The sequence below is a fragment of the Pseudoalteromonas sp. McH1-7 genome (genome assembly GCF_013366255.1).
In the GTDB taxonomy this organism is placed as follows: Bacteria; Pseudomonadota; Gammaproteobacteria; order Enterobacterales; family Alteromonadaceae; genus Pseudoalteromonas; species Pseudoalteromonas peptidolytica.
Genome location: NZ_JABWPQ010000001.1, coordinates 142,670 through 158,244, shown reverse-complemented (window position 1 = coordinate 158,244; position 15,575 = coordinate 142,670). Strand labels below are relative to the sequence as shown.

General features: G+C 40.9%; 14 protein-coding genes. 11 read left to right on the top strand and 3 right to left on the bottom strand.

Annotated elements, in window-relative coordinates; all coding sequences use genetic code 11:
- The first annotated feature begins 138 nt into the window (after nt 1-138).
- From HUZ36_RS00660 to HUZ36_RS00645, 4 genes are all read left to right on the top strand, one after another.
- Nucleotides 139-1,095: a hypothetical protein gene (locus HUZ36_RS00660; RefSeq protein ID WP_176031750.1), complete on the top strand. Its 957-nt coding sequence runs from the start codon at nt 139-141 to the stop codon at nt 1,093-1,095.
- Nucleotides 1,092-2,810: an RNA-directed DNA polymerase gene (locus HUZ36_RS00655; RefSeq protein ID WP_176031749.1), complete on the top strand. Its 1,719-nt coding sequence runs from the start codon at nt 1,092-1,094 to the stop codon at nt 2,808-2,810. Before HUZ36_RS00660 ends, HUZ36_RS00655 begins: the two co-directional genes overlap by 4 nt.
- A 97-nt stretch (nt 2,811-2,907) precedes the next feature.
- On the top strand, nt 2,908-3,273 hold the full coding sequence (locus HUZ36_RS00650; RefSeq protein WP_217704558.1) for a hypothetical protein: 366 nt from the start codon (nt 2,908-2,910) through the stop codon (nt 3,271-3,273).
- Nucleotides 3,274-3,944: 671 nt separating this feature from the next.
- Nucleotides 3,945-4,382: a hypothetical protein gene (locus tag HUZ36_RS00645; RefSeq protein WP_176031747.1), complete on the top strand. Its 438-nt coding sequence runs from the start codon at nt 3,945-3,947 to the stop codon at nt 4,380-4,382.
- A gap of 447 nt (nt 4,383-4,829) precedes the next feature.
- On the opposite strand, the gene HUZ36_RS00640 is transcribed toward HUZ36_RS00645, so the two are convergent.
- Nucleotides 4,830-5,801, bottom strand: coding sequence for a transposase (locus HUZ36_RS00640; RefSeq protein ID WP_176031746.1), 972 nt, complete (start codon nt 5,799-5,801; stop codon nt 4,830-4,832).
- Between the two features lie 287 nt (nt 5,802-6,088).
- On the opposite strand from HUZ36_RS00640, the gene HUZ36_RS00635 reads away from it, so the two are divergent.
- The 3 genes from HUZ36_RS00635 to HUZ36_RS00625 all read left to right on the top strand — a co-directional run bounded on the left by HUZ36_RS00635 (nt 6,089) and on the right by HUZ36_RS00625 (nt 8,606).
- Nucleotides 6,089-7,084 carry a hypothetical protein gene (locus HUZ36_RS00635; RefSeq protein ID WP_176031745.1) on the top strand — a complete coding sequence of 332 codons (996 nt, stop codon included), beginning with the start codon at nt 6,089-6,091 and terminating at the stop codon, nt 7,082-7,084.
- 36 nt (nt 7,085-7,120) lie between these two features.
- Nucleotides 7,121-7,537, top strand: coding sequence for a hypothetical protein (locus HUZ36_RS00630; RefSeq protein WP_176031744.1), 417 nt, complete (start codon nt 7,121-7,123; stop codon nt 7,535-7,537).
- 103 nt (nt 7,538-7,640) lie between these two features.
- The gene (locus HUZ36_RS00625; protein ID WP_176031743.1) at nt 7,641-8,606 is read left to right on the top strand and encodes a glycerophosphodiester phosphodiesterase family protein; all 966 of its coding nucleotides are present in this window, start codon (nt 7,641-7,643) and stop codon (nt 8,604-8,606) included.
- 313 nt (nt 8,607-8,919) lie between these two features.
- On the opposite strand, the gene HUZ36_RS00620 is transcribed toward HUZ36_RS00625, so the two are convergent.
- Together HUZ36_RS00620 and bioA are read right to left on the bottom strand one after the other, a co-directional pair.
- The gene (locus HUZ36_RS00620; protein WP_176031742.1) at nt 8,920-10,257 is read right to left on the bottom strand and encodes a KamA family radical SAM protein; all 1,338 of its coding nucleotides are present in this window, start codon (nt 10,255-10,257) and stop codon (nt 8,920-8,922) included.
- Nucleotides 10,258-10,444: 187 nt separating this feature from the next.
- Nucleotides 10,445-11,734, bottom strand: a complete 1,290-nt coding sequence (gene bioA, locus HUZ36_RS00615) for an adenosylmethionine--8-amino-7-oxononanoate transaminase (protein ID WP_176031741.1) — start codon at nt 11,732-11,734, stop codon at nt 10,445-10,447.
- A gap of 148 nt (nt 11,735-11,882) precedes the next feature.
- On the opposite strand from bioA, the gene bioB reads away from it, so the two are divergent.
- The 4 genes from bioB to bioD are packed head-to-tail and all read left to right on the top strand — an operon-like array spanning nt 11,883 to nt 15,543.
- Nucleotides 11,883-12,926 (top strand): biotin synthase BioB, encoded by a 1,044-nt coding sequence (bioB, locus tag HUZ36_RS00610; protein WP_125254169.1) that lies wholly within the window; start codon nt 11,883-11,885, stop codon nt 12,924-12,926.
- Nucleotides 12,927-12,929: 3 nt separating this feature from the next.
- Complete coding sequence (locus HUZ36_RS00605) at nt 12,930-14,072, top strand: 8-amino-7-oxononanoate synthase (RefSeq protein ID WP_176031740.1); 1,143 nt, start codon at nt 12,930-12,932, stop codon at nt 14,070-14,072.
- Nucleotides 14,069-14,854, top strand: a complete 786-nt coding sequence (locus tag HUZ36_RS00600; protein WP_176031739.1) for a methyltransferase domain-containing protein — start codon at nt 14,069-14,071, stop codon at nt 14,852-14,854. The genes HUZ36_RS00605 and HUZ36_RS00600 overlap by 4 nt, the downstream gene beginning before the upstream one ends.
- The gene (gene bioD / locus HUZ36_RS00595; protein WP_176031738.1) at nt 14,851-15,543 is read left to right on the top strand and encodes a dethiobiotin synthase; all 693 of its coding nucleotides are present in this window, start codon (nt 14,851-14,853) and stop codon (nt 15,541-15,543) included. Before HUZ36_RS00600 ends, bioD begins: the two co-directional genes overlap by 4 nt.
- Nucleotides 15,544-15,575 lie beyond the last annotated feature (32 nt).

Below are 15,575 nucleotides of genomic sequence, written 5' to 3'. Positions count from 1 at the left end.
CTGATAGTTAACTGCGCGCGTTTTCACTGGTCCAACGAGGTAAACGCGCATGCGCACGAATAAAATGTTAGCTCTCTGAATAGGCTTGAGCGACTTATCGTAATTAATGATCTTGTCAGAATTAACAAGGGTAGATACTTGAAAAACAGATTCATAAAGACAGAAAATCTGCCAGACAGTTTATGGTGTGAAAAGACAGAAAATATTTTACTACCAAGTCATCTAGTCGACCTGTGGAAAGGGCTGTTGAATGAAAATTCAATTATGGACTTGGCTAATAAAAAGGCTCCTAAGGGTTTTGAAGGTGGTATATCGAAAGAGGATACCGACAAACATCTTGCTTGGCGTTATAACGGGTCGTGCGCGCGAGTCATTTTGTCATTATTAGATCCTAAAGCAAAACTGTCTGAAGTTTCTGATGCTTATGCTTCAATCTTTGCAGGAAATAAGGTTTTTGTCGCGGATCTCCCAAGTGGTTCTGGCGCTGCAATAGTTAGTATACTTTGTACTCTATATGAACTTAGAAAAAGTAACGTCCTTCCACGCCATCCGTTAGAAATTACAATTATAGCTGGAGAGATATCTGAGACTGCCAGAGGGTATTTACAAAAACAGCTAGAAGATTTGAAAGAGATGCTTGAGGATCAAGCAATATGGATAAAATTTGAAATATTGGAATGGGACACATTAAGTAAGGTAAGTACGGTTGATTTAATTAAGCGAATGACTCTTTTAAGTCATGATTGTCATGCAAGAATGCTCTTGCTGACTAATTTTACAGGTTTCCTTGAGAGCTCTGGTAACTGGAAAAAGGCCAAGCCCCAATTTGATGATATTTTTTTACATAGCAGAGACTCTATGAGCACTGCCATTTGGATTGAGCCTCAAAGAAAAAATGTAGTTACTTTCTTTTCTAGAGCTATTAAGTGGCTCAAAGAGTCATTCATAAACTTAATAGGTAGCCAAGCAGAATTAGAAGGCTCAAATTGGTATGCGCAGACAGAAGTAAAGTGTAAGCAGCCAATTAAGGAAGGAAGCTTCCCTGTAAGATTGACTGTTATGAGGTTTGATCTTCCTGTTGAGGTTCAAGAATGAGTAACGAACTTGCGGTTAAAGCCCTTAATCAATATCGCAGGAGAGATATCTTCCCATACCTTGCGCTTCGTTACTATTTAGAAAGTTCAGTTGGACGGCAAAATCGTTGGGTTAAAGATGTGTGTACTAGGCTCACGACTCAAAATGAGAGTTTTGGGTATCTAAGGATGTATCATTTTAAAGATGTTGCTGAAGATGATTTTGTACACAGAGATATATATGTCCCTGCACCTAGCGAAGCTTTGGCTGAAGTAGCTTTAATTACTGAACTTGCCAAGCATGAAGTGTTCAAACCCAAACCTTATGTTTATAGCTACCGATTATCTTCTGAGAAAGAAAAAAACGGTGTGTTTAAGCCATATTTTGATGGTTTCAGGGAAAGGCATAAGTCCATATCAGATTCGTGTTGGAAAACTGAAAATGGATTAGTTCTCTACACCGATATTAAAAAGTTTTACCCAAGCATAGCTTCAGTAGATGCTGTATCAGCTTGGAAAAAAGCATGCCAACAGTCAGAATTAAATCAAAAATACGAACAACTTGGCCTTAAAATACTTGAAAATCACAAGAAGGTCTCCGAGCAGGATGGAACTGGTAAGGGCTTATTAACTGGCCCGACGTTTAGTCATCTGATCGCTAATTTATTACTTGATCGCATTGATGAGGAAATGAATGAGATTTCAAATGGAAACTACTGGCGTTATGTTGATGATGTAGTTTTTGTGGGAACTTCTGAGCAAGTTTCTTCGTGGAGAGAAAGGCTTGAGGAGAAATTTAACGAGCTCAACTTAGTACTCCATGATGGAGATAAAGATTTTCAAGTCTCATGTGAAGAATGGCTAGAAGGGGAGTTTGATTTTGATAACGCTATTGGGAATGAATGGGTTTCCTTAATAAGTGATGTAAAAAGATTTTTGCTCGCAAACCCATCAAAAAAGAATGCACTACAACAAAGCTTCCAGAGAAACAACATTCGAATCCCTATTGTTGATTATTCAGATGCCGTTAAATCTTCAAATTATTTACAAAAATTTCAAGACTGGATGCGAAAGTATAAATGGGCAACTAGGTCTGTAAAGTCAATAACTATAAATGGTTTGCTAGCCCAAGCAAAGAAGTGCGAGGAGTCTTTCTCTGAAAGATTGGCAGAATTGCTAGCTGAAGACAGTTCATTATCACCATATGCTGAAAAAAGAATAACCCCAAAGCTTAGATATTTATCGGGAAGGCTACTGTATTTATCTAGTAGAGAATATTTAGGTAAAATTTCTGAAATTTTAAAAAATCGCCCTGACATGTATTTGATTGCTAAAACAATGGAAGCCGTTTCATCCAGAGACTTTACTGATGTCTTGTCTATGGGGGTAAATGCCACCCACTCTGCTGCTCAACTTGTTCGTGCTGAAGGAAATGAGCCTGTTCGGGTTGATGGTAATATTGATTTGTCTCCAGTTTCGGAGCAATCTTTGGCGGTTCTAGCAATTAACGGTGTCCAGCATAATTGCGAGGAAATAAAAACAGAGTTAATGCAACTAGCTTCATCAACCGGAATGAAAGATCTTATGAAATCTAAAAATAGCTTTATTAGAGAGTTTGCGTGCCTTCATGGCCTGAGCAAACCAAGACACCAATGTTTTTTGAATAGTAGCTTTGATAGGGATGAAGAGCTGGCTTTGGATGTGCTAAATCAACTGCAAAAATCTAGTCATTGCTAGTAGAGCTAACAAGGCGCTGCTACGGAAAGTTTACTCGCTGGCGCTCCTAAATTTCCGCAGAGCGCGGCGTTATACCCAACTGTAACAAGGAGTAATGATGAGGAACATAACTGTTTTCGTACCTGCGAAACCAAAACCTATCGGGAAAAACAAAACGGTTAAAGTAGGCACTGGACAATATAAAGATGGATTCTTTGGTCAAAAAGAAATCACAACAAAAGAAGAAAAGTGGGAGCAAACGGGTTGGTCTGATAAAGAGATTGATGGTTATCAATTGCAAGAAGATCTACAAGTAGCAATTAATGACCTTAACAATGACGGTTTTGAAGTGGTTTCCGTTTCACCAATAACCTCCGGAAATTATAACTGGGAGAAAGGGCCTCAGGGTAACATTGGCGGCTACGGTTATGGTTATGGCTACAGTTATACAGAAGGCATGCTAATTGTTGCCAAAAAGGTATAACGAGCCGCAGCAATCACTCCCGTTGGTCGCTGGGACAGCCAAAACGCTACGCTTATTTGTCTGACCCTGTGCGGGGCGTTATAGCCCAGTAATTCGATGTGCACATGTAGAAACAAGGTTCCACTTAATTTGGATAAACAATCTGGAGGTTTGAATGAATTTTAAGAAATTTTCTACTTACAATGGTGAGGTAACTTGGACTTGTGGTGTTTGTGGATCTATCAATATACTTGGAGAAGCTTGTCCGATATGTTCGAAAAAGCCTGAGATTGGGGGGAAGAAATGAATAATAAAAATCTTGATTTGGAAATAAAAAAGCTGATAGCTGATAGTAGCTCAGGGTATTGCAAAGGCTGTAGAAAATGGATTGGGTATGGAAACATTTACTGCAAAGACTGTAGAGGATTCTGATCTTCAATTCGTTAGCCCCAAAAAATCAAAGATGGAAGGTGGTATAGCAGTGAAAATAGAGTTTTTGATTGGAGTTCCTTGCCCACGATGTGGTGGAACTGGAAAGTATTTTGGAGTCATGTGCTCTTTGTGTATTGGAACTGGGAGAGTATAGCTATAACAAGCCAAGTCAGTCTGATTCGTAACATTGGCGCGCTTTTTTCTAACCCGCCAATGTTCCTCACCGCTGCTCGGGGCGTTATACGTTTGAGGAAAAACATATGAAGTTTCTTACTAGTCTATGTTTGCTTGCGCTGACAGTGTCTTTAACTAATCATGCTAATACGGATTCTGCGGAGCAACTCTATGCTGTGAACCAAGACTATGCAAAGTGTTTGGATGTTGTATTAGGCAATTTTAAATCAGATGCCCAAGCTCAAGAAGCAATGTCCAAGTTTTTCGGAGTCATTACAGCCAATACTGAACAGCTCATAGAGATAGAGCTTCAAGCTAATGATGAATTGATGTTGGCTTTTCTAAAAATGCTGCAAGACTGTAAGGTTTTACTGGGTTATATGGTCGCAAAAATGTCTGAACCTGACAAGGCGTTCGAAGCTAAGAAAGTTCAGTTAAAAGAGGCATATAGTTTCGACTGGAAACTAGTTCATCAAGAGCTTTGGAGAACGAATGGATGTAATGCGATTTACGGATCACTATAAACTGTTTAAGAGTTATTCGCAACGCGTAGCATTTTTATTATGCGTTTCGCTTGGTGTTTAATGAACAATTACCAAGGACATTCACGTCATGTTATTACGACCGATTAGGTCATGGCGGCAGTGACAACATTCCTACGGATTTTACGACGAACCAAAAGGCTCAACATCAAGTGTCTCTTATTCAACATGTTGCGGGTGACAACCCGGTCATTATAGTTGCACGGTCATACAAAAAAAACGAATGACACCCATTACTATTAATACCCAAGCTGAGGACGTCAAGTAAAAACGTATGAATGCACTTGCATCACTTTGGTCAAAAGCGTATATCGATAGGTTATTTTTTAGCACTCGAGCGTATCTCTACACTAAAACCAGGTTGTCGCGCACGACAACGCGCTGTAAGTACAGCAATAGAAAATTCTAGCGTTGAGAATGTGAATTTTGCTAAGCCAACAAGCGCTCGCAGTTTGTTAGGTTTGTCCGCCGTCGCTTTTGTAGTGTTTCACAGTAGGCGGTTACTGTTCGCTCTCGACCAACCGCGCCGTGAAATACACGTGAAAACTGCGTAGTGAGCTTTATCCAGTTCTCAGGTTCTATATTGAGTCGAGTGAGTATGGGCTGAGACTCAAAGATATAGCCTCGCTTGTCGTCTCGAATACAGCGGCCTGTGAGTTCAACCAATTCGATATAAGACTTGAGTTCAAAAGGCAGGCCTTTTGGCATATGTTTTCGTGGACTGCCCACAAAGCGTAGTAGGCTTTTTGGTTGCTTTCCCATCTTCGCGTGGTCGATGCGTTTTTTGATGCTGGTGTAGTCTGAGGTTTCAGGCGTTGCGGCGATGTTGGCTCTAATTGGGTTTAGGTCTACGTATGCGAGGCAAGCGGCCAATGCAGCCTCGTCCAGTAATGCCTGGGATTTAAACCGTCTTTCCCAAAAACGGCCTGTACAATTGTCTTCTTTATTTGCTCGGCGGGCGATGTTTTCGTTAAGCACTCGCACAAACCAGCTAATATCGGCCAGCCTTTCCCTGTACTTATCAACCAGTTCATCTAATATCAACTGCTCCGACTCATTGAGTGGCTCACCTTCAGTAAATTTTTGGCTTATCCCATTACCTTTAAACAACTTGTGCCATCGTATCACTATCGCTTCATCGGACAGACGTTTCGCCTTTTTATCATCAACATATAACACAATGTGAGTATGATTACTCATCACAGCATAAGCACAAACATCAATGCAAAATATGGAAGCCAACATCAATAGCTTTTCTTCAACCCAATCCCTGCGGTGTTCGTATGATTTACCAGTGAATTTATCTTCGCCGCAGAGAAATGCGCGCCTGACGCAACGGGAGATACAGTGATAATATTTGGTATCGGTTAAACTGATTTGTCTTTTACGGGCAGTCGCCATCGTTTGGTTTCCTCAATCCATTGAGTGCAGAACTAAAGCTTAGGCGGTATCTTAGGAAGGTGCAAATTAGAGGTGGGTGTCAGCGATTTGCTGCGTTATGTTTAGTCATGCTAGCCTCTGCTATTTAGTTATTTGACAAACTAATTATGGCTCTGGCTTTAAGCTAACCCACGAAAATGCGGAGGCTAGCACCGTGTGGGAGTCATTATGTCTATGTTTCTTGGGTTCATCTTCTAGAAATACCGTATAATTTAGCCTCACTTTATTAGAGGAATGTGTAACAATTTATGAATAATGATCTTTCTGTGCGCTCTTTGTTGGTTGACAAAGCTACGGGCAAATATATTAAAGCGGTTGATGAAAGAGACTTGAGTGACTTTTTACCTCTACTATCGAAAGACTTGGAAGAAGGAAACAGGGTACAAGTCTTCGATTTTACTCCGATAATTCATTACTTTCATAATGAGTTAGAAATCAAACTCAAACAAAGAGAGCATCAAGAGCTAACAATTAAAAGAGGAACTGTTTTTAATACATGGATGAGATTGAGAACGATAACTAATGATAATTTATTGTGTCAAATGAGCTCTCAAATCATGAAGGATTCAGAAGAGGTTTTAAACTGGATTCATACAAGGTTACCAGAGCTAAAGAGAAGCATATATACAGCTGTAGAACAGCCTCACTCGCATATAAATGCTAAGACGAAAGCAGTACATAGATTATCAGATGATATAGAAGTCTTTTTTGAAGTACTTCTCTGTAATATTCATACTACCGCTAAAATTGATATCAATTCACTAAAGTCTGATTTTATTATCACAGAGCATTGTAATTCCATTAGAAGTATCATACTGGATTTGCTGAAAAGTGCGACTAACTATAATAATGGAAAATTTTCATGGCATAGTGTTATTCATAATATTTGCATGGAAGATCTAGGGTTAAACCCTGAAGCTTTAGTTCACTTGATTGGCTCCGAGCAAAATGTGCAAGACATTAAAAATTTAATTTTTAATAACGCATCATGGGAAAACGAATGGAACGGAAATCAAGAGTATAGAAAATACACTGTCAGCTTTCCAAAAGCTGACAGTGATGAAATTGAAAGAGTGAAAATATTGTCCAAGCTACTTGAAAATATAAACTCAATTATTTCATTACTTGAAAAGCTCAAAACGTCCGATGCTTTTTTCACTGAAAACAGTGATGAGCAAGTAGCCTTTGAGTCTGAAGTTCAAGGATTACTTCCAAATCGAAACATAACAAGGCATTCCAGGTGACGCCTAAGGCGCACCTTAATGCGGCGTTAGAAGACTATGACGATATTCGAACCTAAGGTGCTATTAATTGAATCACCATATAAATCAGATCGCAGTACGATAGTTGATGAAGTTAAACTATCTAATAACGGTTTAGATATTACCGTTGAGTCAAAGAGTTGGAAAATAAAAGCCAATTTTGATGCATCATGGGGCTTTAGGGTTCTTGATGAAGGTGACTTGGGTGAGTTTTGGTCCGAATGTGATTTGACTAAAGGTTGGTGTTTTGAAGTAATTGAAGGTGGTTGGAACTCTTTAGAAAAAACGCGAGCTCATTTCGTGACAGGCAAGCTTTGTGAAGCACGGGAGTATCTAATTATTGGTTTGAATGAGTGCGTATCAATCCTAGCTCATGAGCCTCCAATAATTACTGAATTAGTGTCATCTAACAAAGTTGTAAACGCGGACAAATAACAGTTGGCTTTGTTCATGCGTTACAAATTTTAGCCCACTATTTTTAACCCTATTAATTGAGCCTTAGCTTTCATCGATTATTTATCAAGGATTCAGATAATAAATGTTTATAAAAATAGTTAAGATATTTTTGATTCCTCTTGCTTGCATAATTACTCTAGGGGTTATTAATGCTTATGTATTCGTTCCTGACCTACGGCGACATGGCGAGATTGTAGCCTATCGAGGCGGCGGAAGCGCAGTTAACTATGAAAAATTAAATAAAACTGGCTGTACCTCCCTTTCTATAAAAGCATCAAGGGCCAATTCAGTTGAGAACACATTAGAAGCTGTGGCTTCTTCCATCGCAGCCGGAGCTAAGGTAATTCATCTAAATGTGCACAAAACTAGTGATGATCAACTGGTAGTTTTTCATGACTGGACATTAGATTGTGCTACAAACGGCTCTGGGCCGGTACATAAAACATCATTTGAGCAGTTGAAAAGTATTGATGCAGGATATGGATACACGTTTGACGATGGTGCGACCTTCCCATTTAGAGGGAAAGGTTTTGAGATTTCCAAGTTAGAGGCGTTTTATAAACGATATCCAAAGTATGAGTTTTGGTTAAACCTAAAGAATAACGACATACGTTCATTCGAAACTCTATATGAGTATCTATCAGGAAAAATACCTAACCATATTGTCATCACCTCTTCAAAAGGTATGGAATGGTTTCGAAATAAGGATCCATCTTTGCGGTTAGCAAGCGTTGATAGTGTCAAGAATTGCGCAATAGGTTATCTTTTAGTTGGATGGGCAGGGTTAGTTCCAGAGTCCTGTAGGAACACTGTTCTTTTTATACCTCCCTCGATGACAAAGTATTTCTGGGGCTATCCTGAACGCCTAGCATCAAGACTTCAGAGCTATGGTTCGGATGTTTACCTTTGGTCTCGACATGAACCGATCACTCAACCATACAATGACGTTGTCGCATCGGGTATTGGAGTTATCACTAGTGATCTTGATTTTATTCGTGCAACACAAGCTGACAAACGCATCAATCAGGACGTTATTTCCAAAGAATAAAAATTGGAACTTTGTGAAACTTCGAAAGATTAAAAGTTGTTAACTCACAAGGTTTATAAGGTAATTCTTGAGTCGGAAGGCGTTGAAAAAATTGCTGTACAATACAATGTGACGATAGAAGGCAAATTCGGTGTTGAGCATCAAATTAATGCTTTTAGCAAGCAGTTATTGCAAAATTACCTGGCTAGATAAGGAAATACTTTAATGTGATTTTAAAGGCGATGAGTGAACTCATTTTGTATCCAAGCCCAAGGGTATTTAAATGCGCCAAATAAAAGCCAGCAATTTGCTGGCTTTTTTGATGTTTTTACATTTACATGGCGTCGTATTCGTCTTGCCAGAAGAATTTTTCTTCTCCAAATGCTGGCTTTAAGTCATCTAGCCAGTGAGCATTTTCATCAAATTTGGCAAAGAATGGGCGCTGCACCCAGTCAGGGTTTCGTGCTTGAATAAAGCGCAGCACAAATACCTTTTCACCGGCTATCTCAGTCACACCTGACACTTCAACTTTACCAGGGCCTGCACTCATTGAAGGACCTCTCACTGTACGGCTGACTCCAGACACTTGTTTATAAGCTTCACGGAAGGTTTCCCACGTTTTATGTAGTGGAATTTCAAAGTAGCGCTTGGCTCCTGTATCACGCTCGATAAACATGTAGTATGGGATCATGCCAAGCTGAGTTTGCTCTTTCCACATTTCGGCCCACATATCTGCATCTACGTTTATATTATTTAAAAGAGGCGCTTGTGTTCTTATCTGAGCACCAGTCTTACGTATGAGCTTGATTGCTTCACGGGTGACTTCTGTACGAAGTTCTTGCTTGTGATTAACATGCGCCATAATTGATACGTGTTTACCAGCGTCAACAAGCTCTTTAAGTAATTTTAGCAACTCTTGTGCGTCTGGATCAGTTACGTATCTAAATGGCCAGAAGGTGAGGGACTTCGTACCGATACGGATAGTACGAATGTGATCAAACCTTGGCTCTTTCAATGCCTCTAGATATTTTCGTAGTTTAACAGTGCGCATAACCATAGGGTCGCCACCAGTCATCAAGAGATCCGTCACTTCGGTGTGCTGTGCTAAGTAATTATGAAGTAGCTCGGCATCATTATTATTGAATCTCGTTGCTTTGCCGACAAACTGAGCCCAGCGGAAGCAAAATGTACAATATGAATGGCAGTATTGACCTTGAGATGGGAAGAATAAAACGGTTTCTTTATATTTATGCTGGATCCCGTCTACACGCTCACCTTCATATTCAGGGACGTTTTTTTCCATTTGCCCAGCAGGGTGTGGATTTAACTTTTGGCGAATTTCAGTCGCAAGGTTAAATACCTCTTCTGGGGTATGTTCTTTACTCAACAGCGCAGCCATTTTATCGTAAGATTCGTCATCCAACATACCACGCTGTGGAAAAGTTAATTGAAATACAGGATCGTTAGGCACTTTGTCCCAGTCGATAAGCTCTTCAATTACAAAATTATTAACGCGAAAAGGAAATACGTTGGCAACGACTTTCATTTGAAAGCGCAGGTGCTCTGGCAGTTTATCTAACTGCTCAATCTTATCGATTTGGCGGTGCTGATAAACGGTAAAACGAGGTGGCTGGTAAGCTTCAGCTGGCTGCAATTTGACGGTTTGCTGCATATTTAGTTTGTCTCTTTCTCACTTGCAAATTATAAAAACGAGCATGGTAACATGCTGCCATTATCATTTCAGGTACAAATGTCGGAAAGTTCGAAAAAATGCAACTTCACTGCTTTGTGATAATCTCTTTGGCTTAGTTTAATGGAGTTAGCTCATTAATTAGACCTAACTCCTTTAAAGTTACCAATTAAAAATGATCACCTGCAATTGCTGCATAAATGGCATCAGCTAACGTTAAGATGTCTTTATCAGATGAAATATATGCAGGCATGATATAAATAAGTTTGCCAAACGGTCTTATCCATACGCCTTTTTGGATAAAGAACTTTTGAATTTTGGCAACATCGACCACTCTATCTACTTCAACAACGCCGATTGCACCAAGCACTCTGACTGCTTTTACTACACTTAGATTTTGACAACGCTTGAGTGCCTCTAGCGCTTGAGATACTCGTTTAATATTGGCGTCGCACTCTTTACGCTTTAGGAGTGTTAAACTGGCGACGGCAGCAGCGCAGGCAAGTGGGTTGCCCATAAAAGTCGGGCCGTGCATTAATACCTTAGCTTCACCTTGGCTAATACCCAATGCCACGTCCTCTGTAGCCAAGGTCGCGGCTAGTGTCATATTACCACCGGTTAGTGCTTTACCTACACACATGATATCAGGTGAAATATCGGCGTGTTCACAAGCGAACATTTTACCAGTACGGCCAAACCCAGTGGCTATTTCATCTAAAATCAGCAGCACTTCATATTTATCACATAGCTTCCTAAGCGCTTTTAGGTAATCAGGGTGATAAAAGTTCATGCCTCCAGCATTTTGCACAATGGGTTCGATAATAAACGCCGCCACATTTTCATGGTGGGTTGCAAAAGCGGCTTCCAGCTGGTTGAGCTCTTCTTGACATTGAGTGCCTTCAAATTTGCTACTAGGAGCGTTGACGAACACTTGCTCAGGTAAAAAGCCTTGGTACATCGCGTGCATGGAGTTGACAGGATCACACACACTCATGGCTGCGAATGTGTCACCGTGATAGCCCTTTTTGGCCGTCATAATTTGGATCTTATTTCTTTTGCCTTTGCTCAGCCAATATTGAATAGCCATTTTGATTGACACTTCCACACTGACAGAGCCGCCGTCGGCGAGAAAAACTCGATTAAGTGGTGCAGGGGTTAGCTCTATAAGTAATTTGCATAAGTCAACGGCAGGCTGGTGGGTTAGACCACCAAACATGACATGACTCATGGTGTCGGCTTGGTTTTTTATTGCCGTGATTATTTCTGGGTGTCCATAGCCATGTACAGCGCTCCACCAAGAGGCCATACCATCAATGAGTATTTCACCCGTTTCAAGCTCAATTTTGTTTTCAAACGTTCTTTTGGCTGGATAAACAGGCAAAGGGTCAATCATTGAGGTGTAGGGGTGCCAAATGTGCTGGCGATCGAATTCAATATCAATTGTTTGTTTATTGTTCATTTGTAAACCTTGTGGGCGCATGCAACGTTGACAATACTAAGCTAAGAAGTAGACTAAGCCAATCACCGTCAGTTTGAATGCTCTAAATTTAACCACCACACGGTATCCGTGCGCTAAATTTAGGCAAGAATAAAAAGAGAATGAAAATATGGAATTAGGCGCGCTAAGACACGATTGGACACATGAAGAAGTAAAAACGCTGTTCACTATGCCTTTTAATGACTTACTTTTTTATGCTGCAAGCATTCACCGAAAAAATTTCAACCCCAATGAAGTACAGATCTCAACTTTGCTGTCTATCAAAACGGGAGCTTGCCCCGAAGATTGTAAATACTGTCCGCAGTCAGGCCACTATAAAACAGATCTAGAGCGTGAGCGCTTGATGGAAGTGGAGAAGGTTGTAACTCAAGCAAAGCTGGCGAAAGAAAAAGGGGCGACGCGCTTTTGTATGGGGGCTGCGTGGTCCGATCCTAAAGACAGAGATATGCCTTACATCGCCAAAATGGTCAAAGAAGTAAAGGAGCTTGGCCTAGAAACCTGTATGACCTTGGGTAAGCTTGATAATCAAAAGGCACATACGCTACGAGAGGCAGGCCTTGATTATTACAACCATAATTTGGATACCTCTCCTGAGTATTACGAACAAATTATTACCACAAGAACATATCAAGACCGTTTGGATACGCTTGACCATGTTAGAGACGCAGGCATGAAGGTATGCTCTGGTGGTATCGTTGGAATGGGAGAGCAGGCATCTGATCGTTATGGTCTGTTGATTCAACTTGCAAACTTACCAAAGCAACCTGAAAGTGTACCGATTAATATGCTTGTTAAGGTTAAGGGCACGCCACTTGAAAATGTTGATGACTTAGATCATTTTGAGTTTATTCGTACGATTGCCGTCGCGCGTATTATGATGCCACATAGTTATGTGCGTTTATCTGCGGGTAGAACTGCAATGAATGAACAAATGCAGTCTATGTGTTTCTTTGCCGGTGCAAACTCTATATTCTACGGAGATAAGCTACTGACCACAGAGAATCCAGAAGCAGATGCAGATATGAATCTGATCAAAAAGTTGGGCATGAACCCTGAGACGCGGGAAGACTATTCAGATGAAGCTTATGAAGCATCGTTAAGTTCAGCTATTGCCGATAAAGCGACGTCAGAGTTGTTCTACGAAGCAAACTAATTGATGTCATTTTCATATATAACGCAAGCCCTTGCAACGCGTCGCGCCGAAGGGCTGTTTAGACAGCGCGTGTTAGTAGAGCATGCGTGTGCAAGTCGAATTACGATTGCTGGTGAGCAATACCTTAACTTTGCGAGCAATGATTATCTCGGCCTTGCGACTCAACTAGATGCTACTCAGCTGGTCTCCATAGAGGCTGGAAGCAGAAGCTCGGCATTGGTAACAGGGTATTTGGGCGTACATCAACAGCTTGAACGTCAACTGTGTGACGCACTTGGATATGAAGCTGCGCTGTTATTTCCAAGTGGTTTTGCTGCGAATACTAGCACACTCAAGGCATTATTTACCTCTGGAGAAAAGCAATTTAGTGCAGCGGTGTTTCAAGATAAATTAAATCATGCCAGCTTAATAGATGGTGGATTAGCCGGAAATGCTAAATTTGTGCGCTTTAACCATAATGATCTGAACCACTTAAGGTCGAGACTGGAAAAAACAAAAGCTAACAATAAATTGATTGTTACGGAAGGTGTATTTTCTATGGATGGAGATACCGCTCCTATTGTTGAAATAAGTAAACTCGCGCAATCCCATTCTTCATGGCTAATGGTTGATGATGCCCACGCCTTCGGGGTGATTGGTGAAAATGGCCTAGGAACAGTAGATACAGGTATTAAACCAGAAATACTAGTGGTAACGTTTGGTAAAGCAATGGGCTGCCAAGGGGCTGCAGTATTAGCCAGTCGACAGGTTATCGAATATTTGGTGCAATTTAACCGTGAGTTTGTTTATACCACGGCATTATCGCCAATTATGGCCAGTGTGGCTTTACATCAGCTTAATCGATTATTGTTGGCTACAGAGCCTAGGGACAAGTTGTCGAGGAATATTGCGTATTTTAAAAAGTTAATTAGTGTCACTAAGCTATCACCTATTCCAAGCGACACAGCCATCCAGCCATTGGTATTCGGCACGAGCGAAAATGTGATAGCAGCACAAAATAAGCTCAAGCAAAAAGGAATTTGGGTAGGGGCGATAAGGCCGCCGACCGTACCTCAAAATACAGCGCGTTTACGTATAACAATCACGGCAGAACACAGCACTCAAGATATTGAATATCTAGTTTCTGCTCTAGTGGAGGTGTCATGAGTAAAGCAAAAGCAGAAGTAACACAAACTGCTAAGTGTTTTTCTAAAGCCGCGAAAACGTACTCACAACACGCCAATGTACAAAAGCAAGCCGCAAACATATTGTTCTCTCGTTTAGCTCAGAACAATAGCGAGCCGGGGGTAGTGCGTATGTTTCCTTGTTTGCTTGATTTGGGGTGTGGGCCTCATGAAAACTACCACAGACTCAAAGGGTATACCACCCAATATCTAGGTGCAGATCTAAGCTATACAATGCTCGCAAGCCAAGTAAATTTGAGCGCGAGTGTTTGCTGCGATATGGACAAATTAGCGCTGCAAGCAAACTGCATCGATTTAGTGTTTAGTAACTTTGCTATTCAATGGTCCAATTCACCTGAAATGCTATTTCAAGAGCTTTATAGAGTATTAAAAAATCAGGGGCGTGTGATACTTAGCTCGGTATTAACTGGCTCATTAGCCGAAATCAACACTGCTTGGCAAGCAATTGATGAGTGTAGTCATGTCAATACGTTCCATACTTTAACGCAACTTAGCAAATTTGCTGAAAAAGCAGGGTTTAAGGTAGTTTGGACACAAGAAGAAACCTTAATCGATAGATATGATTCTGCGCTCAAGGCGTTGCGCTCAGTTAAAAAAATCGGTGCCAATGACGTTAAAGCGCCAACAAAGCGCCAAGGACTATTGGGTAAGACGGCGTTTAGGCGTTTATTAGGACATTATCCGCAAAGTGGCTGCGGTTTTGATGTAAGTTATCAAGTGGGCTTTTTGGAACTACAAAAATGAAACACGCATATTTTATAACCGGAACAGATACCGAAGTAGGTAAGACCTACATCTCTACCTTGTTGTTAAAGCTATTAGCGAAACATACTAAGCAAGCAATTGGCTTTAAACCCATTGCGGCTGATGCAGAAGAAGCGTTTGGTGAGTTAGTTAATGTTGATGCTATCAGCCTAATGGAAGCGGCGACTGTGCATGGTACCTACGAACAAGTGAATCCGTTTTGTTTTGCTCCACCTATTGCTCCTCACATAGCGGCAAAGCAGGCGAATGTTGAGATCACCGTTGATAAATTACATGCTCGATACGAAGATCTAACCCAATTGGGTGCTGAATATATATTGTGTGAAGGCGCAGGTGGCTGGGCGCTACCTATCAATGACACAGAATATCTATATGATTGGGTGGCGCGAGCACAGCTTCCGGTCATTTTGGTGGTGGGTATGAAGCTTGGATGTTTAAACCACGCGTTTTTAACCGCGGAGTCGATAAAACAAAAAGGGCTTAACTTGGTGGGTTGGATTGCCAATCAAGTGGATCCTAATATGGCTGTGTTTGAAGAAAACCTTGAGAGCCTTAAACTGCGTTTAGATTGTCCGTTACTTGCAACTGCACCATACAGTGATGGGACGCCAAAACTACAACTGCGTGCTTCGCTGCTATCGTTGTTAAATTTGCCGTCTTCGGTATAGCTAAGTGATCTTGACAGCGGCTTATTTTAGCC